The 19,986-nt window shown below is 71.4% G+C and carries 14 protein-coding genes; 4 read left to right on the plus strand and 10 right to left on the minus strand.

What is annotated here, in order from left to right:
• Window positions 1-73: 73 nt before the first annotated feature.
• A complete protein-coding gene (locus tag OVA26_RS15765; RefSeq protein WP_268104806.1) occupies window positions 74-1,444 on the minus strand; it encodes an FGGY family carbohydrate kinase in 1,371 nt (456 codons plus the stop codon).
• Between the two features lie 56 nt (window positions 1,445-1,500).
• Here OVA26_RS15765 and OVA26_RS15770 point away from each other — a divergent pair, with 56 nt between their 5' ends.
• The gene (locus OVA26_RS15770) at window positions 1,501-2,745 is read left to right on the plus strand and encodes an HAD-IA family hydrolase (RefSeq protein WP_268104807.1); all 1,245 of its coding nucleotides are present in this window, start codon (window positions 1,501-1,503) and stop codon (window positions 2,743-2,745) included.
• Window positions 2,746-2,987: 242 nt separating this feature from the next.
• Entirely contained in the window at window positions 2,988-5,300 is a 2,313-nt protein-coding gene (gene katG / locus OVA26_RS15775; protein ID WP_268104808.1) for a catalase/peroxidase HPI, read from the plus strand.
• A gap of 77 nt (window positions 5,301-5,377) precedes the next feature.
• Here katG and OVA26_RS15780 read toward each other — a convergent pair whose 3' ends face one another.
• From OVA26_RS15780 to OVA26_RS15825, 9 genes are all read right to left on the minus strand, one after another.
• Window positions 5,378-9,223: a PfkB family carbohydrate kinase gene (locus OVA26_RS15780; protein ID WP_326493375.1), complete on the minus strand. Its 3,846-nt coding sequence runs from the start codon at window positions 9,221-9,223 to the stop codon at window positions 5,378-5,380.
• Entirely contained in the window at window positions 9,220-10,047 is an 828-nt protein-coding gene (locus OVA26_RS15790) for a class II fructose-bisphosphate aldolase (RefSeq protein ID WP_442786064.1), read from the minus strand. Before OVA26_RS15790 ends, OVA26_RS15780 begins: the two co-directional genes overlap by 4 nt.
• Before the next feature lie 244 nt (window positions 10,048-10,291).
• Entirely contained in the window at window positions 10,292-11,281 is a 990-nt protein-coding gene (locus OVA26_RS15795) for an ABC transporter substrate-binding protein (protein ID WP_268104809.1), read from the minus strand.
• Between the two features lie 43 nt (window positions 11,282-11,324).
• Window positions 11,325-12,407 carry an ABC transporter permease gene (locus tag OVA26_RS15800; RefSeq protein ID WP_268104810.1) on the minus strand — a complete coding sequence of 361 codons (1,083 nt, stop codon included), beginning with the start codon at window positions 12,405-12,407 and terminating at the stop codon, window positions 11,325-11,327.
• Complete coding sequence (locus OVA26_RS15805; RefSeq protein ID WP_268104811.1) at window positions 12,404-13,183, minus strand: ATP-binding cassette domain-containing protein; 780 nt, start codon at window positions 13,181-13,183, stop codon at window positions 12,404-12,406. The genes OVA26_RS15800 and OVA26_RS15805 overlap by 4 nt, the downstream gene beginning before the upstream one ends.
• Window positions 13,184-13,185: 2 nt before the next feature.
• Window positions 13,186-14,637 carry an FGGY-family carbohydrate kinase gene (locus tag OVA26_RS15810; protein ID WP_268104813.1) on the minus strand — a complete coding sequence of 484 codons (1,452 nt, stop codon included), beginning with the start codon at window positions 14,635-14,637 and terminating at the stop codon, window positions 13,186-13,188.
• Window positions 14,634-15,671 (minus strand): hypothetical protein, encoded by a 1,038-nt coding sequence (locus tag OVA26_RS15815; RefSeq protein WP_268104814.1) that lies wholly within the window; start codon window positions 15,669-15,671, stop codon window positions 14,634-14,636. The genes OVA26_RS15810 and OVA26_RS15815 overlap by 4 nt, the downstream gene beginning before the upstream one ends.
• Window positions 15,668-16,744 carry a LacI family DNA-binding transcriptional regulator gene (locus OVA26_RS15820; RefSeq protein ID WP_268104815.1) on the minus strand — a complete coding sequence of 359 codons (1,077 nt, stop codon included), beginning with the start codon at window positions 16,742-16,744 and terminating at the stop codon, window positions 15,668-15,670. The genes OVA26_RS15815 and OVA26_RS15820 overlap by 4 nt, the downstream gene beginning before the upstream one ends.
• Window positions 16,745-16,830: 86 nt before the next feature.
• Window positions 16,831-17,862, minus strand: coding sequence for a DUF4432 family protein (locus OVA26_RS15825; RefSeq protein ID WP_268104816.1), 1,032 nt, complete (start codon window positions 17,860-17,862; stop codon window positions 16,831-16,833).
• Window positions 17,863-17,957: 95 nt separating this feature from the next.
• Between OVA26_RS15825 and OVA26_RS15830 the strand changes: the two genes are divergently transcribed.
• Both OVA26_RS15830 and OVA26_RS15835 read left to right on the plus strand, forming a co-directional pair.
• Complete coding sequence (locus tag OVA26_RS15830; protein ID WP_268104817.1) at window positions 17,958-18,812, plus strand: class I fructose-bisphosphate aldolase; 855 nt, start codon at window positions 17,958-17,960, stop codon at window positions 18,810-18,812.
• Complete coding sequence (locus OVA26_RS15835; protein WP_144785899.1) at window positions 18,809-19,963, plus strand: Gfo/Idh/MocA family protein; 1,155 nt, start codon at window positions 18,809-18,811, stop codon at window positions 19,961-19,963. Before OVA26_RS15830 ends, OVA26_RS15835 begins: the two co-directional genes overlap by 4 nt.
• Window positions 19,964-19,986 lie beyond the last annotated feature (23 nt).

Genomic DNA, 19,986 nt, shown 5'->3' on the forward strand with positions numbered 1-19,986 from the left:
GGTTCTTTTCGCACCGGTCGGCGCGGGTGGTCTGCTCGCGCGCCCGATCGGGACGGGCACGGCGGGTGGGACGTCAGGAGGGGACGGATGCCGAGACGAGGCGCCGCGCCATGTCGGCGGCTCCCCACGCGACGTCCTGCTCGCGGGTGGACAGGGACGGATCGGGGAGCACTTCCGCGCGGGCGCGGCGGACGCTCGCCATGCCCGCCCAGCCGCCGGTGAGGGTGGAGCGGGTGGCCGGGGCGACCTCGCGGTCCATCGCCGCGATGAGGGCGGCGACCTCGTCGTTGCTGTGCCGCAGCACGGCGCCGAAGATCTCGGCGGGCGACGCCTCGGTGTGCAGGGTGAGGCGCAGCACGCCGTCGTCGTTGCGCGCACCGGTGACCTCGATGGCCCCGGCGGGCAGCTCGCCCTCGACGGGCAGGGCCATGACCGCTTCGTCGAGGGCGTCCCGCCCGGCGCGGTCGCTGATGCCGGCGGCGTGAAGAGCGCGACGCAGCAGCAGCCCCGTCTTCACCCCGGCCACCAGCACGTGCTTGCCGGGCACGACGTGGCGCACCTCGTTGATCAGCGCGTCAGCCAACCGCTGTCGAGCCGCGAAGCCGAGCGGCTCATCGAGCACGCGCAGCAGCACCTCGGCGGTGCCGAGCGACACGTGGTATCCGTCCGCGTCCAGGGTCCCGTTCGCTTGAGCGGCGACGAGGTGGTCGTGGCCGGCGACGGTGAGTGCCGCGCCCGAAACGCGCGAGCCGAAGGCTCCGGATGCCGTCCCCCAGGGCAGTCCCCCTCCGCGCAGCGGCGGGAGCAGGTCGGCGTCGACGCCGAGAGCGTCGAGCATCGCGGGCCAGGCGGCACCGGAGTCCTGGTCGATGAGGCCGGTGCGCGACGCGAGCGAGAGCTCGAGGGCGATGTCACCGCCGAGGGAGGCGACCACGAACTCGGGCAGGTCGAGCCAGCGCAGGCCCGCGAGCGAGGTGCCCTGATCGCGCAGCCACGCGAGCTTCGCGACGCTCACCTGCGCACCGAGCGGGAGTCCCGTGCGACCGGCGAACTCTTCGCGCACCACGCGCGGGAAGGCGGCGATCTGCTCGAGTCCGCGCGGATCGAACCACGCGAAGCCGGGCGCGGCAGCGGCCCCCTCGGCATCGACGAGGATTCCGGTCTCTCCCATGCCGGCCACGGCGAGAGAGGTCAGCGAAGCGGCGGTGATCGGCGCCAGTTCTTCGTCGACGCGTTCGATGAGCGAGCGGATGGCGCGGAGCAGGTCGTCGGCGTCGATGTCGGTCGTTCCGCCCTCGCCGACGCGCCAGGGCGTCGGCACTTGCGCACCGGCGATCTCGGCGCCGTCGTCGTCGATGACGAGCATCTTGATCGCGGTGCTGCCGAGGTCGAGCCCGCCGTGCAGTCGCGCGGGCCCCGAAACCATGTCACCGGTGTCTCGCATGGGCGGCCGTCCTTTCCGGAACTTCGTCGAGTCCCGGAATTTCAAGCATGACACCGGTGACTTGCTACGTCTATGGTGAGGGTATGCCGTCGTCGTGTCAAATACCCGATCCGCTCGCCGTCGTCGTCGCCGGGACGGCCGGGAGCGGCAAGAGCACGCTCGGCCGCGCGATCGCCGAGACCCTTCGCGCACCCCTCGTCGACCTCGACAGCGTCACGACTCCCCTGCTCGACGCCCTGCCCGCGGACGCTTTCGGCGGCGGCCACTGGCTCACCTCCCCCCACGCCCCAGCGATCCGTGCCGGGCGTTACGCGGCCCTGCTCGCGACCGCCGCAGATGCCCTCGCGACAGCGGGCCGGGTGGTGATCGTCGCCCCCTTCACCTCCGAGCTCTCCGGCGGCGAGGAGTGGCAGGCGCTGGTCGCCGCGCTCGCCCCCGCCGAGCCGCACGTCGTGCACGTCGACGGAGACCCCGCCGTCCTGGCATCCCGCCGCGCGGCGAGGGGGGCATCCCGCGACGCGCACCGCCCCGACGTCGCCCTCGTGGCGCCGGCGATCCCGGTGATCGCCGTCGACGCCGAACTCTCAACCGCACAACAGCTCGCCCGAGTGCTCCCCGCGCTGGGGATTCGCCGGGCGGTCGACGCAGACGCCGAGATCTTCCGACGCGAGTTCGACGCGGTGCTCTTCGACCTCGACGGGACGCTCGTGGACTCCACGGCATCGGTCGTCCGGTCGTGGCGGCGCTTCGCGGAGCACTTCGACGTGTCGATGGAGGCCCTGCATGCCAACCACGGGCAACCCGCGCGCACCCTCGTCAGCCTGCTCCTGCCCGCCGAGCGCGGGGCCGAGGCCATCGCGCACGTCACCGCTCTCGAGGTGGCGGATGCCGTGGGCCTGTCCCCCATCCGCGGAGCCGCGGACTTCTTCGCATCCGTCCCGGCGGAGAATCGGGCCATCGTCACGTCGGGGTCCGTTCCGATCGCGACCGCGCGTCTGGCGGCCGCCGGCTACGAGCGACCCGCGGTGTTCGTCACCGTGGACGACGTGGTCAACGGAAAGCCGGACCCCGAGCCGTTCCTGCTGGCGGCCGAACGTCTCGGCGTCGATCCGTCACGCTGCCTCGTCGTCGAAGACGCCCCCGCCGGCATCGCCGCCGCCCGCGCCGCCGGCTGCGCCGTGATCGCCCTCACCGGCACGACCGCCGAAGAGGAGTTGACCGCCGACCTCGTCGTCGACGGGCTGGATGCCGTGCGGCTCGAGGTCACGGCATCCGGGACGCTCCGGCTGTTCCCGGCCTGATCACGCGACCGCCACGACGAGGCCCGATCCGGTTGTGAAGGGACGTCAGCCGCACAGTTTAGGACCATCGACGCATCGGCTGGGCGTTCGCTCTCGCCCGTAGCGCGCCAACCGGTCGCTGCCTACTCTGGGCTCAATCGCGCATCTTCAGGCTCTTGATCGGACAGAGTGAGCGGCCGCCGCCTCGTGTCGCACCCGAACTCGACTAAGGCGCTCCCCCCTCGAGAACGAAAAGAGCACCCATGAGCTCGGATGACAAGACCGATACCTGCAGCTACCACATGGCCGGTGATCTCCCGGCCGGCGGCGACCACCTCGGCGGCACCTTCGGCCAGGCGCCGAGCCTCGACGGGTGGTACCCGCAACGGTTGAAGGTCGAGCTGCTGCATCGCAACGGCGTCGCCGCCGACCCGCTCGGTGCCGACTTCGACTACGCGGCGGCGTTCGCCACGATCGATCTCGACGCGCTCAAGGCCGACATCAAGCAACTGCTCACCACCTCGGTCGACTGGTGGCCGGCGGACTACGGCAACTACGGCCCGCAGATGATCCGCATGGCGTGGCACGCCGCCGGCACGTACCGCATCGCCGACGGACGCGGCGGAGCGGGAACCGCGATGCAGCGATTCGCGCCGATCGGCAGCTGGTGGGACAACGGCAACACCGACAAGTCCCGACGCCTGCTGCAGCCGATCAAGCACAAGTACGGCAACGCGCTGTCGTGGGCCGACCTGATGGTGCTGACCGGCAACTGCTCGCTGGAGCTGATGGGACTGCCGACGTACGGCTTCGCCGGGGGACGACTCGACGCGTGGGAGCCCGACGACGGCACCTGGTGGGGCCCCGAGGTCTGGAACCCGCACAACGTCCAGAGCCCCGACGAGATGGTCAGTCGTGACGAACGCTGGCACGGCGAGAACGGCGACGCGGACTACGACCTGCAGAGCCCCCTGGCCGCATCGCACCAGGCCCTGATCTACGTCAACCCCGAGGGACCGTACGCCAACGGCGACCCGATGGGCTCGGCGCGCGACATCCGCATCACCTTCACCCGCATGGCGATGAACGATGAGGAGACCGTCGCGCTGATCGCCGGCGGCCACGCCTTCGGCAAGAGCCACGGCCAGGTACCCGCGTCGAAGATCGGCCCCTCGCCCGAGTTGGCGCCGATCGAGTCGATGGGGCTCGGATGGCACAACCCCGTCGGCAGCGGCAACGCCGAGAACACCTCGACCAACGGCATCGAGGGCAGCTGGACCCCGAACCCGATCCAGTGGGACAACACCTATCTCGAGAACCTGTTCGCGTTCGACTGGGAGCAGACGAAGAGCCCGGCCGGCGCCCTGCAGTGGACTCCCACCGACCCGAACGCGCCGAAAACCCCCGACGCGCACGTGCCCGGGCAGATGAACCCGCTGATGATGATGACCTCGGACATCGCCCTGAAGGTCGACCCGGAGTACCGGGCCGTGTGCGAGCGCTTCCTGGCCGACTTCGACCTCTTCACGCTGGCGTTCTCGAAGGCCTGGTACAAGCTCACGCATCGTGACATGGGTCCGAAGCACCGCTACCTCGGACCCGAGGTCACCATCGCCGACGACCTGCTCTGGCAGGACCCCCTGCCCGATGCGGAGGGAACCGCCCTCGACGAGGCGGAGGTGGCGACCCTGAAAGAGGCCGTCATCGCGACGGGCTTGTCTGTGTCCGACCTCGTCTACACGGCCTACTCCGCGGCGTCCACCTACCGTGACAGCGACAAACGCGGCGGCGCGAACGGTGGCCGCCTGGCCCTGTCGCCCCAGAAGGACTGGGCGATCAACCGCCGCACCATCCCGGTGATCGACGCGTTGCGGTCGGTGCAAACGGAGTTCGCCGCGTCGTCGGGCGGGCGGCAGGTGTCGCTTGCCGACCTGATCGTGCTCGCCGGCACGGCCGCCGTGGAGCGCGCGGCGCGGGCGGCGGGCTCCGACGTCGACGTCCCGTTCACCCCGGGTCGCGTCGACACGACGCAGGAGCTCACCGACATCGAGATGTTCGAGTGGCTTCGGCCCGTAGCGGATGGATTCCGCAACTTCGTGTCGGAGCGATTCGACCAGTTCGCGCCCGGAGTCGCCCCCGAGGCGGCGTTCCTCGACAAGGCGAACCTCTTCACGCTCACCGCGCCCGAGTGGACCGTCCTCACCGCGGGCCTGCGCGTCCTCGGCGCGAACTGGGACGGATCCGATACAGGTGTCCTCACGGAACGCGTCGGCGTCCTGACGACGGACTTCTTCGTCAACCTGACCGACACCGATCTGGTCTGGACGAAAGACGACGACACCGCGTCGACCTTCACCGGCCGCGTCCAGGCGACCGGTGAGGCGCGCTGGCGGGCATCGAGGAACGACCTCGTGTTCGGCTCGAACGCGCAGCTCCGCTCGATCGCCGATGCCTACGCCGGCACCGACGGACAGGAGAGGTTCGTCCGCGACTTCGCCCAGGTGTGGTCGAAGGTCATGATGCTGGACCGCTACGACGTGAAGGGCCACAAGCGCTACGGCGTGATGGCCGCCTGACCGACGCAACATCCCTTCAGGTGGTCACCCCCTCTCACACGGAGAGGGGGTGACCATTCTTCGGATCCGCTGCGCTGCTACCGCGTCGCGCGCTCCAGCAGCTCCAGCACGTGCACGTACGTCTCGCCCGTCGCCTTCGTCATGCCCAGCTCGCACGTGCGGTTGCACGACGCGAAGGCATCGGCGCCGAGCCCGGCGACCTCGGCTGCTTCGGGAGCGGTCGCGGCCTCGGTGAGTTCGGGGTGCAGCATGCCCCGGTCCCCCGCGTAGGCGCAGCAGCCCCAGGCGTCGGGCACGCGCACCTCGGACGCCACGGCCTCGCCCACCGCGCGCAGCGCCGGGTCGATGCCCAACTGCGTCGACGAGCACGTGGGGTGCAGGGCCAGCAGCTCGGCCACCGGCGTGGGCTCGAGGAGCGGAAGCAGAGCGGATGCCGCGAAGGCCACGGCATCCACCACTCTCACTCCCTCGTCACGCAGGGTCGCCGCGAATCCCTCGGTGCAGCTGGACGCATCGCAGACGACGGGGAGCTCTCCCCCGCGCGACGCCGCGGACACCGCCGCGCGGACGCGAGCCGACATCGTCGCGTGCCCCTTCGCGTATCCCTTCGATGACCAGGGCGTGCCGCAGCAGAGAGCATCGATGCCCTCGGGGACGATCGCCGAGACCCCCGCTCGCTCGAGCAGCCGCGTGAACGCTTCGGTCGCGCCGATGCCGTCGGAAGAAGCCGGTCCGAACATGCTGCCCACGCACGCGGGCAGGAACACCGCGCTCGGCTCGACGCCCGCGGCACCGACGACCCGGCCCAGCGTCTTGCGCGAGGCTCCGCCGCCCGGCAGCTCGGCCGCGTAGCGGGGCACCGTGTCGGTCCCGAGCACCGCGCGCGCGGCATCCGTCATCGCCCGCACCGCCGGTGTGGGCAGTACGGATGCGACCGACAGGGCCGCGGATCCGGCGCGCGTCACCGCGCCCCATCCCGTCGCCGCGGCCGACCAGCCGGCGGCGAGCGCGGGGTTCGCGTCCTCGCGGCGGAAGCGCTTCATGAGCGAGCCCGTGTTGATGAGCACGGGGCACGCCGTCTGGCACATGCCGTCCACCGCGCAGGTCTGCACCGCGTCGTAGTCGTAGTCCTTCTCGAGCTCGGCGACGAGCGCCCCGTCGCCGCGCTCGCGGGCGGCGGTCGAGGCGCGCCGCACGACGATGCGCTGGCGCGGGGTGAGCGTGAGCGAGCGACTCGGGCACACCGGCTCGCAGTATCCGCATTCCACGCACCGGTCGGCCTCGGGCTCGATCGACACGGGCGTCTTGAGGTTGCGCATGTGCGCGGTCGGGTCGTCGTCGATGATGACACCCGGATTCAGGATGCCGCTGGGGTCGAGCAGGCGCTTGAGCCGAACCATCACGTCGTACAGCGCGTCGCCGTACTGGCGGCGCACGTACGGCGCCATCGCACGACCCGTGCCGTGCTCGGCCTTGAGGTTGCCGCCCGCGTCGAGCACGAGGTCGACCATCGCGTCGGTGAAGCCCTCGAAACGGCCGAGGGCCTTCGCGCCCTCGAACCGGTCGGTGAGCATGAAGTGGATGTTGCCGTCCTTGGCGTGACCGAAGATCACGCTGTCGGCGTAGCCGTAGCGCGCGAACAGCTCCTGGAGCCCCCCGCAGGTGTCGGCGAGGCGGTCGACGGGCACGACGACGTCCTCGAGCAGGGCCGTGGTGCCGCTCGGCCGGGCGCCGGCCACCGAGGCGTAGAGGCCCTTGCGGAATTTCCACGCGGCCGCGCGGTCGGCGGCGTCGCTCGAGAACAGCGCGGGGTCGCGCAGGTCCTGCTCCCCCAGCACGCGCGAGCCGGCCTCGGCGAGCGCGCGCAGGGCCTCGGGGTCATCCGCGTGATACTCCACGAGAAGAGCCGCCTGGGTCGTCGCCTCGAAGCCATGGATCGCGGCGGGAGTCCCCTCCAGGCGCTGTCCGACGCGGAGCGAGGTGGCATCCATCAGCTCGAGCGTCGCCGCGCCGGTCGCCACCAGCGCTGGAAGCGACCGCGTGGCGGCGTCGAGCGTCGGGAACACCGCGAGGGTCGTCGCGATCGCGGGCCGGATCGGCACGGTGCGGAAGGTCGCCTCGGCGACGAAGGCGAGCGTCCCCTCCGAGCCGACGACCAGGTGGGCCAGGAGGGCCGCGGGGGTGTCGAAGTCGACGAAGGCGTTGAGGGCGTACCCCATGGTGTTCTTCATCGCGAACTGCCGCTCGATGAGCGCGACGCTCGCGGCGTCGCCGATCACGCGGGAGCGCAGCCGCATCAGCTCGTCGACGAGGGCGGGTTCGCGCTGGGCGAGCAGCCGATCGGCATCGGGGTCCGCGGTGTCGACGACGGTTCCGGATGCCAGCACCACCACGAGCGATTCGAGGGTGCGGTACGAGTTCTCGGCCGTTCCGCATGCCATGCCGCTGGAGTTGTTCGCGACGACCCCGCCGATGGTGCACGCGGCCTCGCTCGCGGGGTCGGGGCCGAGGCGATGACCGTGCCGCGCGAGTCGCGCGTTGACCTGACGCACGGTGGCTCCGGGCTGCGAGCGCACGCGTCGGCCGCCGTCGAGCACGTCGATGCGGCCGAATCCCTGCCGCACGTCGACCAGCAGGCCCGACCCGGCCGACTGGCCCGACAGGCTCGTGCCACCCGAGCGGAAGGTCACGGGCGTGCGCGACGCGGTGGCCGCGCGGAGGATCGCGCCGACCTCGACCGCATCCGAGGCGACCACCACCGCCTCGGGCGTCAGCAGGTAGTGCGAGGCGTCGTTGGCGTAGGCGACCCGGTCGATCGCGCGGGTGCGGATGCGCGAGACGTCGGCGACGGCCGCGACGATCTCCGGGGCGATCTCGGTGCGGGCCACGGTCATGCACTGTCCTTCGATCGGGCCGAACGGGAGGTCATGCTTCGCCCTCCGGCGTGAGCACGCGCTCGAGGTCCGGCGCGGTTTCGACGAGGGCCCGGATGCCGTGCGGAGGTCCCGCGACGAGAGTGGAGGCGTGCGCGACGGCGTGCGCTCCCCACTCGGCCGCCGACGCTGCGGCGACGGCGAGGGGTCGGCACCGGCGGCGGTGGCCGCGGCTTCGCGGGTGAGGCCGAGGAGGAAGCCCGCGAGGGCGGCGTCTCCCGCGCCGGCGGTGTTCGCGACGTAGGGGGCGGCTGCGCGCGCGAAGACCGCTCGATCGGTGGTGACGGCGACGAGGCCGTCGGCGCCGAGGCTCGCGAGCACCGTCCCCACTCCCCGCGCGACGATCTCCCGGGCGGCGTCGACGACATCGCCGAGCGTGGCGAGCGGGCGTCCCACCGCTGCCGACAGTTCTTCGGCGTTCGGGGTGAGCAGGTCGATTCCGTCCGGTTCGGCGAGCAGCGCGTCGAGCGCCGCCCCGCTCGTGTCGACGGCCACTCGCGCACCGTGCTCGCGCGCGACCGCGCGGACGGCGGCGAGATCGATCAGAGACCCGGTGCCCGCGAGGTCGGGCAGGCTCCCCGAGATCACGAGCCAGGGGGCCGTTCGGGCCGAGAGCTCGTCGCGCACGGCCGAGACCGTGGCATCCCACGCGTCGGACGACAGCGGCGGGGTCGGGGCGTTGACCTTCGTCGTGGCGCCGTCGGCGTCGATGATCGAGGTGTTCACGCGCGTCGACCCGGGCACCTCGACGATCCGCAGGAGCGGAGCGGTGAGCCCGCATCGCGCGAAGCGCACGTCGTCGGCCCCGAGTACCACGACCGCGACCGTCCTCGCCCCGCCCGCGGCGAGGGCGGCAGAGACGTTGACGCCCTTACCGCTCACCTCGCGCGTGTAGCTCTCGGCGCGGGCGAACGCCCCGCGGCGCAGAGCGCCGACGCGGTAGGTGGCGTCGATCGCCCCGGCGGCGGTCAGGGTGACGAACCCGCTCATGCGCCGCGCCCCGCGATGACACCGAGGAGGCGCTCGACTTCGGCGGCGACCGCCGCGCGGCCCGGGGTGAGCCAGCGGCGAGGGTCGATGGCATCCGGGTCCCGCTCCAGCTCCACGCGGACGGCGCCCGTCAGCACGGCGTTGAGGTGTGTGCCGATGTTGATCTTGCGCATGCCCGCGCGCACGGCGCCGTCGATGCCCCCATCCGCGACCCCGCTGGAGCCGTGCAGCACGAGGGGCACGGGCACCGCCGCGGCGAGCTCGGCGATGAGCGCCTCATCGAGTCGGGCGCTGCGCTCGCGCATCGCGTGCTCACTGCCGACGGCCACGGCGAGGGCGTCGACGCCGGTCTCGCGCACGAAGCGCACGGCCTCGGCGACGTCGGTGCGCACCCCGGGTGCGTGGGCGCCCTTGCCGCCGATCTCGCCGAGCTCGGCCTCGATCCAGCCGCCCGCGGCGTGCACCCGCTCCGCGACGGCGGCGGTGCGCTCGAGGTTCTCGGCATCGCTCACGTGAGCGGCGTCGAACATGACCGAACGGAGGCCGACCGCCAGGGCCTCGTCGACGAGGGGCTCGTCGGTGGCGTGGTCGAGGTGCACGACCACGTCGACCAGCGCCGCTTCGGCCAGGCGGAGGGCGGCGGAGGCGGCGGGCGCCAGACCGCCGTGGAAGGCGATCGCGTTCTGCGAGAGCTGCAGGATCACGCCGGTGCCGGCGGCCTCGGCCCCGGTCACGATCGCCTCGGCGACCTCGAGGGTGATGAAGTTGAAGGCCCCGACCGCGCGGTGCGCGGCGAGCAGGGCGGGCATGTCGGCCAGCGGCACGGCGGTTTCTCTCTTGTCGGGTCGCCCCTCCGCGTGAGTCGCCAGATTTCGTCGCTTCAGGGGTGTCGGAAGCGACAGATTCTGGCGACTCACGCGCGGGGAGGGGGAGGAGGGGGGTGGATGCCGGGGCCCGGGCGGTCGCTCCGAGTCCCGGCATCCGGGATTCATCTCGCGTGAGGGGTCACTCGGTGTCGCTTCGGAGCGGCCCAGGCGACCGTTTGTGACCCCTCACGCGAGGGGGGTGTCAGCAGGAGGACTTGTAGACCGCGTCCTTGCCATCGGTGGTGATGTTGTCCTTCGTCAGGATGGTGAAGCCGGTCTGAATCTTGGCCTCGGTGCTCTCGCCCTTCAGCGCCGCGATGGCCTGCTTGACGCCGTCTTCGCCGATGGTGGCGGGCTCTTGGGCGACGAGGGCCTGAACGGTGCCGGCCTCGAGGGCTTTGACCTGCGCGGGGCCGGCGTCGAAGCCGACGATGGTCACGGCGCCCTGCTTGCCGGCTTGCTGGACGCCGGTGGCGGAGCCTTCGGCGGCGAAGAGGTTGGCGGCGAAGATGCCGACGATGTCGGGGTCCTTCTGCAGCGCCGCCGTCACGATCTCCGCAGCGGTGGAGGGTTCGTTGTGGGAGTACTGCACGCCCACGGAGCTGAACTTGCTGTCTTTCTTGACGGCGTCTTCGAAGCCCTGGGCGCGGGCGTCGGTGGTGGAGACACCCGGGTCGGTGGAGACGACGAGGACCTTGCCGCCGCCCGGGTTGGCCTTCTGGATCGCTTCGAACGCCGCAGCTCCGCCGCCTTCGTTGTCGGAGGAGATCTGCGAGACCGCACCGGAGGGGTCTTCCAGCGTCGTGTCGACCAGCACCACCTTGATGCCGGCTGCCTCGGCGGCCGCGATGGGCGCCTGCATGGCCGAGACGTCGGTGGGGGCGATGAGCAGCGCGTCGGGCTTGGAGGCCACGACCGCGTCGACGATCGGCTTCTGGAGGGTCGGGTCGAACTTCTCGGGACCCTGCGTAGTGACGGTGGCACCCTCCTTCTCGGCCTCGGCCTGGATGCCGCACTGCATGGAGATGTAGAACTCATCTCCCGCGACGCCCTGCACGAACGCGATCTTGTACCCGCCGTCGGCGCCGCCGGACGCGCCGCCGGACGAGGAGCCGCCGGAGCACCCGGCGAGTACGAGGGTGGCTGCGGCGCCGAGGGTGGCGAACGCGAGAACCTTCTTGTTCCACTGCATTGTGATTGCCTGTTCTCTCTTGGTGGGTGTCGGATGCCGGGCCTCAGCCGCGGCGTCCTCCGCTGACGAACTTCCGCCAGAGGCTCTGGGTGTTGCCGCGGGTCGCGGCGGTGCGGCGCACCTGGTCGACGTAGACGGCGGTGATCAGCACCGCGCCCACCGCGACCTGCTGCCAGAAGGGCTGCACGCCGGTGATGACGAAGCCGTTCTGCAGCACGGCCGGGATGAAGAGGCCGACCACGGTTCCGAAGATCGTGCCGACCCCGCCGAAGAGCGAGGTACCGCCGATGACGACGGCCGCGATCACGTTCAGGTTCGTCTGGGACTGTCCCGCGATCGCGGTGGTCGAGAATTGCGAGAGCGCCAGGATGCCGGCGAGGCCCGCGAGCGCTCCCGACAGCGTGTAGACCGAGATGAGGTGGCGGTCGACCTTGACGCCGACGCGGCGGGCGGCGAGCTCGCTCGAGCCGACGGCGTAGGTGTACAGGCCGAACTTCGTGAAGTGCAGCACGATCGCGCCGATGACGACCACGACGAGCGCGATGACGCTGATGATCGGCAGCGAACCGAACACGTTGCCGTACCCGATCGAGACGGTCAGCACGGTGGGCACGTCGCGGATGTCGACGCCGCCGGTGAGGATCTGCGCGAGACCGAGCGCCATTCCCAGCGAGCCGAGGGTGACGATGAGCGGCGGGATCTTCGCCTTCGCGATGAGGAAGCCGTTGAGAAGGCCCCAGCACACGCCGCTGAGGATCGAGACCAGGATGCCGATGGTCGCCACGCCCCAGCCTTCACCGCCGAGCGCCCTCATCGTGAGCGCGGAGACGACGCCCGAGAACACCAGCACCGATCCGATGGAGAGGTCGATGCCCGAGGTGATGATGATGTACGTCATGCCGACGCCGAGGACGGCGAGGATCGAGGCGTTCTGGATGATGAGGCGGAAGTTCGACCACTGCGCGAACGAGTCGGGGGCCAGCGCACTGAAGATCAGCACGATGACGATGAGGATGATGAGGATCTGGAAGGCCTGCGCCTTGAGCAGTCCTGTGAAGAAATTCGGCCGCGAGTCGTCGAAGGTCCCGATGGCGACGGTCTCGGTGGGAGGGGTCTTGGTGCTCATTTGGAGTCGTCCTTCGTGACGGCGCCGGTCATGAGTCCGACGAGTTCTTCCATGGAGGTGTTCTTCGCGTCGACGTTGGCGACGCGGGTGCCCAGGCGCAGCACCTGGATGCGGTCGCAGACCTCCATCACGTGCGGCATGGAGTGCGAGATCAGCACGACGGCGATGCCCTTGTCGCGCACGCGGCGGATCGTCTCGAGCACGTTCTTCGTCTGGCGCACGCCCAGGGCGGCGGTGGGCTCGTCGAGGAAGACGAGGCGACCGGCCCAGTGCACGGCCCGGGCGATCGCGATGGCCTGGCGCTGACCGCCCGACATCTCGCCCACCGGCGACGACAGCGATCGCACCGTCGCGCCGAGTTCGTCGAACGCGGCCCGCGAGGCGACGGCCATGTCCTTGGTCTTCATGAAACCCAGCGCGCCGGCGAGGCCGGGGCGGCGGATCTCGCGGCCGAGGTACATGTTCTGCACGGGGTCGAGGTGCGGCGCCAGTGCGAGGTCCTGGTAGACCGTCTCGATCCCGAGCGACGACGCCACCTGCGGGTTCGACATCTCGATGGGCTTGCCGTCGAAGAGGATCTCGCCTTCGTCCACCGCGAGGTTGCCCGAGAGGGCTTTGACGAGCGTCGACTTGCCGGCGCCGTTGTCGCCGATGAGGGCGGTCACTTCTCCGGGGTAGACCTCGAAGTCGACGTTGTGGAGGGCGCGGACGGATCCGAACTGACGTGACAGGCCGCGGGCCTGCAGCACCGGGACGGTCGTGGTGACTGACGACATCGTCAGCTCCTTTCAGGGGTGGGGGTGGGGGAGGCGAGCACGGCGGAACGGCGCTCCGCCGGGTCGAGCGCTGACGAGAGGAAGGTGTCCGCGACGTCCGCGAAGGTCCCGGATGCCGTGCCCTCGGCCGATCGCGCGGCGAAGGCGGCGAAGAGCGCGGCGCCGTAGGCCGTGCCCTCGTCGTGGGTCGAGACGGTGACCTCGGGCAGCAGCGCGGAGCGCGAGCGCACGACGGACGCCATGGTCGACCACCCCCCGGTGAGCACCGTCGAGGTGGGAGGGGTCACTTCGCGGTCCATCGCCGCCATGCACTCGGCGAGCATGTCGTTGCCATGGCGCAACGACGCCGCGAACAGTTCCGCGGGGCTGAGCCCGTCGCTCTGCGCGACGATCTTCAGCACGCCGTCGTCGTTGCGCGCGCCCGAGACCTCCAGGCCTCCGTCGGCGAGGGTCCCGTCGACGGGAAGAGCGAGAGCCTCGTCGTCGATGCGGGCCCGCCCCACGGCATCCGCGATGCCGAGCAGCTGCAGCACGCGCCGCATGAGCAGGCCCGACTTCGTGCCCGCCAGCAGGACGTACTTGCCGGGGATGACGTGGCGCACGCAGTTGATGCCGGCGTGGGCGAGACGCTCGCGCGCATCGAAGGGAAGGGTGTCGTCGAGCACCCGCACGAGCGCCTCTGCGGTGCCCATCGAGTCGTAGAGCTGACCGGTGTGCGTGGCGCCGGCGGCGACCGCCGACACGAGGTGGTCGTGACCGGCGACGGTGAGGGCGGCGCCGCGGAAGCCCGCGGGCATGTCGGGGTCGGTGAGGGTGCCGACCGGCTCCCCCGCGCTGACGAGGGCGCCGAGGATCGACTCGTCGACGCCGAGCACGTTGAGGGCGGTCTGCCAGGGGGTGCTGTCGTCCTGATCGATGAGGCCGGTGCGCGAGACGAGCGAGTACTCCGCGACACGAGGGCCGCCGAGCGCGTGCACGACGAACTCGGGGACGTTCAGGAACGTGGTTCCCGCGAGCGCGATGCCCTCGTCGCGCAGGTGCAGCAGCTTGGCGATGGATGCCAGGGGTCCGACCGGCAGTCCGGTGCGGCCGGGGAACTCGGCGCGGAAGGAATCGGGCGTCGCCATGATCTGCGCCGCCCCGCGCGGGTCGAACCACGCCATGATCGGCGCGAGGGCCGCGCCTCGCTCGTCGAGCAGGACGCCCGCTTCGGCCATGCCCGAGACCCCGAGCGCGACGATGCGGTAGCCCCCGTCGAGGCGCGCGTCGGCTTCGGCGGCGAGGTCGCGCACGACGGCGACGGCCTCCGCTGCGGTCATCTCGGCCTGACCGTGGTCGAGGTTGGTCCACGGCGACCGGCGGCTCACCACGAGCACCTGGCGTCCCTCGGGGGTGGCGACGAGCAGCTTCGTGCTCGTCGAGCCCATGTCGACGCCGACGACGTAGTCGCTCATCGCACGTCACCGCCGCGGAGGGTTCCGGGCCAGCCGGCGCCGGGGGCGGCGACGAGGATCTCGGCTCCGCCCGTGAGGCGCCAGGCGCCGAAGGCGTGCGGCACGGCGTAGACCTGTCCGCGCTCGACGTCGACCCGGCCGGCATCCGACACGAGGGCGCCCGCGCCCTCGCGCACCAGGACGACCGAGAAGCCGGCCGCGTGCGCCACCGTGTCTCCCGCGGCGTCGAAGAGGCGGAAGTAGGGGTCCGCGGCATCCGGCAATAGGGAACGGAAAGCGGGTCCGGCCGGGGTCGTGCCGGAGGTGCTGACCAGGGCGTCGAGGGCTGCGGCGTCGAGCTTCTCGGTCGACACCGCGGGCATGACGGCATCGAAGCCCAGGTCGAGGTGCGACTCCTCGCGCGTCGAGGTCGTGACCGACCACTCCAGCAGGATCGAGAAGTCGGTGGGTTCCTGCACCTCGGCGACGAAGATGCCGCCGTCGATTGCGTGCACGGTGCCGGCGGGCACCAGCACCCCCATGCCCGGGCGCACGACGACGCGGTTCATGTGGGCGAGCATCCACTCGCTGTCCTGCGCGTCGCGGCGGCGGTCGAGTTCGTCGCGGTCGACGCTCTCGTTCCAGCCGACGTGGACGGCGCAGTCGTCCTCGGTCTCGAGCACGTACCAGGCCTCGGTCTTGCCGTACGGGCAGTCGAGGTGGGCGTTCGCGAACCCGCGGTCGGGGTGCACGTGGACGGGGAGGCGCTGCCGGGCGTCGAGGAGCTTGACCAGGATGCCGAGGTCGGCGGCATCCCGTCCGCTGCGCGCTCCCACCCACGCGGCGCGGTCGGCGGTGACCAGGTCGCGCAGGACGTCGCCGCCGTCGGTGACGGCGAGACCGATCTCGTCGGAGCCGAACCGCGAGACGGTCGAGCCGAGCCACTCCTCGGGCTGACGGTCGGTCTCGGGCACGATGCCGCGGAGGGCGGCGATGCGGTCGCCTCCGCGGTAGAAGTGCTGCACGGGATTGGGGGGCAGCAGGACGGGCTTCATCGCGTCGCTCCGATCGGGTCGAGGGGAAAGGCGGGGGCGATCTCGCCCGAGCCGCGGGGCACGAGACGCGTGGGCACGACCGTGCGGCTCGGAGCGTCGTCCGGGTGCTGGGCTAGGTGCCGGAGGCGGTGGAAGGCCGCCGCGCCGAGCAGACGGGGATTGTGATCGACGTAGGAGATCCCGGGTTCGAGCACCTCGGCGAGGGTGAAGTCCCCGAACGAGATGAGCGCGGGCATCCCGAGCCCCCGCGCGCGGATCGCGCGCACGGTCGCGATGGCCGCGAGGCTCGTCGCGCACAGCAGGGCGGTGGGGGCGTCCGCGCGTTCGAGCAGGGGCGAGGCTTCGGCCGCCTCCCCCGCTCGGAAGCGCTCGTGCGAGATCACGAGTGAGGGGTCGAAGGCCACGCCGGCCGCTTCGAGCGCCGCGCGGTATCCGGCCTGGCGATCGCTGACGGTGGGGTAGGGGACGTCCTCGCCCATGAAGGCGATCCGGCGGTGGCCGTGCGACAGGAGGGCGGTCGTCGCTTCGACCGCCGCCCCGAAATCGTCGATGACGACCGCGTCGATCCCCGAGCGCACGCGGTCGACTGTCACCACGGGGCACCTGTTGCGGAGCCCCGCGAGGACCGCGGCGGGTACGGCGACGGGCGCGACCACGAGACCGGCGAGGCGGCGTCCGGTCAGGCGGTCGAGCTGGGCCGTCTCTCGCGCGGCGTCGTAGCCGGTGCTGGCGAAGATCACACTCAGCCCCTCGGCGATCGCGAGCTCTTCGACCACGCTGACGAAGGCGGCGAAGAAGGGGTCGCTGATCGCGTCGATCAGGATGCCAATCGTGTCGGCCTCGCGACGCTTGAGCTCCCGGGCGCTGCGGTCGGGCACGAAGCCGAGGTCGCGCACGGTCTGCATGACCTTGTCGCGGGTGACGGGGAGCACCCCGGTCTCGTCGTTGATGACGCGAGACACGGTCTTGGGGCTCACGCCCGCAGCCATCGCGACGTCGATGAGGCGAGCGCGCGGGCGGGCCGGCGCGGCCTCGGCGACCGCGGCGGCGGCCACCCGTTCATCGTGCGTCATCGCATCCTCGACATCGTTGTCATTTCGGATCGGATCCCTCGGTCGGGCTCCGATGGAGTCATCCTGCGGTCAGCCGGACAACGTTGTCAAGTCTCAGATCGATGACGGATGACATCGATGTCGAGGCCGAGCTCCCACGACGCACCGGGGGCGATCGCGCGCAGCAGCCCCGCCTCCCGCGCGGCGGCACGGCCGTGGATCGTCGCCGCCGTCGCCGGCTCGACGCCCAGCACGACACCGTCGTCCTGTGCCACGCGCCACTGGAACATCGCCGGCAGCACCGTGGTGTCGAACGAGATCCGGATGCCGAGCCCCGACGCCGAGATCACCTCGGCACTCACCCGGCGATCGCTCGGCAGCTCGTGGCGGAACACCTGTTCGGGGTAGTCCGCGACCGGTTCAGGGAACTCCGCCCACCCGTCGAGCCCCGCCTCTGCCGCCGCGTCGCGGGGTTCGACGCGGTCCGCGGGCGAGCGCAGCACGGTGCCCGCGTCGACCAGCGGCCAGCCGAGGTTGACGTGGTAGAGCACCATCGGCTCCACCGCCCGCGACCCGCGATTGACGATCTCGTCGCGCAGCTCGATCCGCCCCGCGCCCAGCGGCACGCGCAGGCGCCGTCGCAGCTCCAGGTGGGCGCCGAGCACCGTCGCCTCGACGACGGTGGCCTCGATCACCACGGCATCCGCCTGCACCTCCGCCCGGGTGACGGATGCCGACAGCCCGCTGTACCGCCCGTGCTGAGGATGCTCCCCCTCGGCGTCGACCGACGGCGGGCCGAACGACAGCAGACCGCAGGTGGTCACGAGCCCCCCGCCGAACGACGCCCCGAACCCCGTGGCGCCGGGGCGCGGCCATCCCGTCGGCGACACCCAGGCCAGGGGCACGCCGCGGTGCCGCACCTGCCCGAGGTCGAGTCCGCGGTCGGGCAGCAGCTCGATGTCGAGGTCGCCCGCGATCACGCGTAGTCGCCGGGTTCCGGCATCCGGCCCATCGCTGCGCACCGATGCCTCGACCGCGGCGACCTGCGCCGCGGAGCCCGAGCGCCGCAGCGCCTCGTCGATCGATCGTCCGTACAGCTCGCCCATGAGCCCCGCCTTCCTCGCCGTTGCGACGCTCACGCTACCAACGTTTGACAACGTTGTCTTGCGAACCGCATACTGACCGTCGAGCGCAGAGCCGCGCCCCGATACGACGCTTCGGAGACCCACACCCCATGTCGAAACCCCGCCTCAATCGCCTCTTCAACGCTCGATCCGGTCGCGCGTTCGACGTCGCCGTCGACCACGGCGCGTTCCACGAGTACAACTTCCTCACCGGCATCGAAGACATGGCGAAGACCGTCGCAACTCTCGTCGACGCCGGCCCCGACGCCGTGCAGCTCACCCTCGGCCAGGCCCCGCTGCTGCAGGCGTTCCCCGGCAAGCAGAAGCCCGGACTCGTGTTGCGCACCGACATCGCCAACGTCTACGGCGACCCCCTCGAGACGCCGCTGCACAGCATCCACGTTCCGGATGCCATCGAGGTCGCCGTGCGTCTCGACGCCGTGGCCGTGTGCGTCAACCTCCTCGACCTCCCCGGCGAGCCGCAGGTGCGCGAGCAGTGCATCCGCTCGATCCTGGCCCTCCGCACCGACGCCGAGAAGTACGGGATGCCGCTCATGATCGAGCCCCTCGTCATGCAGACCAAGCCCGGCACCGGCGGCTACGGCGTCGACGGCGACACCGCCAAGATCGTCACCCTTGTTCGTCAGGCGCGCGAGCTCGGCGCCGACCTCATCAAGGCCGACCCCACCGACGACATCACCGAGTACCACCGGGTCATCCAGGCCGCCGGCGACACCCCGCTGCTGGTCCGCGGCGGCGGGCGCGTCGACGACCGCACGCTGCTCGAGCGTACGCGGGCCGTCCTCGAGCAGGGCGCGCGCGGCATCGTCTACGGACGCAACGTCATCCAGCACCACGACCCCGCCGGCATCACGGCCGCCCTCATGGCCGTCGTGCACGACGACGCCTCGGTCGACGAGGCCCTCGCCCTCATCGGCGCCCCCGCAGAAGGAGACCGCGCATGACCGGCAAGAAGATCGGCGTCGGCATCATCGGCGGCGGCCTCATGGGCCGCGAGATCGCGGCGGCGCTGCGACGCTGGCCCGCCCTGATCGACCACCCGGCCGAGCCCGAGCTCGTCGCCGTCTGCGACATCAACCCCGCGGCGCTGGAGTTCTTCGAGCGCATCGACACGGTGCAGCTGACCACGACCGACCACCACGAGCTGCTCGCCGACCCCCGCGTCGACGTCGTCTACATCGCGGTCCGCCACGACCTGCACGAGCGTCTCTACGTCGACACCGTGCGCGCGGGCAAGGCGCTGCTGGCCGAGAAGCCGTTCGGCATCGACCGCGCCGCCGCCGACGCGGTCGTGGCCGCGATCGAGGAGAATCCTCAGTCGTTCGTGCGCGTCTCGAGCGAGATGCCGTTCTTCCCGGGTGCTCAGTGGGCCGTCGACTACGTACGCGCGGGCGGTCTCGGCCGCATCGTCGAGGCGAAATGCACCTTCCTGCACTCCAGCGACATCGACGTGAACAAGCCCCTCAACTGGAAGCGGCAGAAGCAGTTCTGCGGCGACGCCGGTGTGCTCAACGACCTCGGCATGCACACGTGGCACGTGCCGCTGCGCCTGGGATGGGCGCCCGAGAAGGTCGTCGGCATCCTGCAAGACATCGTCACCGAGCGCCCCGGCCCCGACGGGTCGCCGCAGCCCTGCGACACGTGGGACAACGCCGTGATCCACTCGTGGTCGCGCCACGAGGGCGCCCCCTTCCCCCTCACCACCGAGACCAAGCGCATCGCTCCGGGGCAGAAGAACACGTGGGAGTTCGAGGCCATCGGCATGTCGGGCGGCGTGCGCTTCAGCACCAAGAACCCCAAGCAGGTCGAGGTGTTCGCCTTCGTCGACGTGCCCGGTGTCGGCCGCGAGCAGAGCTGGCAGAGCGTGGATGCCGGGAGCCAGTCCGTCTGGCCGACGGTGACCGGCCCCAACTTCGAGTCGGGCTTCTCCGACGCCATCCTGCAGATGTGGGCGGCCTTCCTCGCCGAATACCTGGGCGAGCTGGGCGACGGATTCGGCTGCGTGCGCCCCGAAGAGGCGGCGCTCACCCACCGCCTGTTCGCGGCCGCGATCGCCTCGCACGAGACGGGCGCGCTGGTCGCCCCCGAGGCCTGATCACGCGACGCGGGGCCCGGACG

This window comes from Microbacterium sp. SL62, assembly GCF_026672635.1.
Taxonomy (GTDB): domain Bacteria; phylum Actinomycetota; class Actinomycetes; order Actinomycetales; family Microbacteriaceae; genus Microbacterium; species Microbacterium testaceum_A.

Coding starts and splice junctions, on each gene's coding strand:
- OVA26_RS15810 (WP_268104813.1), bottom strand. CDS start 14,637: ATGAGCGACTACGTCGTCGGCGTCGACATGGGCTCGACGAGCACGAAG.
- OVA26_RS15780 (WP_326493375.1), bottom strand. CDS start 9,223: ATGAGCGGGTTCGTCACCCTGACCGCCGCCGGGGCGATCGACGCCACC.
- OVA26_RS15835 (WP_144785899.1), top strand. CDS start 18,809: ATGACCGGCAAGAAGATCGGCGTCGGCATCATCGGCGGCGGCCTCATG.
- OVA26_RS15765 (WP_268104806.1), bottom strand. CDS start 1,444: ATGCGAGACACCGGTGACATGGTTTCGGGGCCCGCGCGACTGCACGGC.
- OVA26_RS15800 (WP_268104810.1), bottom strand. CDS start 12,407: ATGAGCACCAAGACCCCTCCCACCGAGACCGTCGCCATCGGGACCTTC.
- OVA26_RS15815 (WP_268104814.1), bottom strand. CDS start 15,671: ATGAAGCCCGTCCTGCTGCCCCCCAATCCCGTGCAGCACTTCTACCGC.
- katG (WP_268104808.1), top strand. CDS start 2,988: ATGAGCTCGGATGACAAGACCGATACCTGCAGCTACCACATGGCCGGT.
- OVA26_RS15830 (WP_268104817.1), top strand. CDS start 17,958: ATGTCGAAACCCCGCCTCAATCGCCTCTTCAACGCTCGATCCGGTCGC.
- OVA26_RS15795 (WP_268104809.1), bottom strand. CDS start 11,281: ATGCAGTGGAACAAGAAGGTTCTCGCGTTCGCCACCCTCGGCGCCGCA.
- OVA26_RS15805 (WP_268104811.1), bottom strand. CDS start 13,183: ATGTCGTCAGTCACCACGACCGTCCCGGTGCTGCAGGCCCGCGGCCTG.
- OVA26_RS15820 (WP_268104815.1), bottom strand. CDS start 16,744: ATGACGCACGATGAACGGGTGGCCGCCGCCGCGGTCGCCGAGGCCGCG.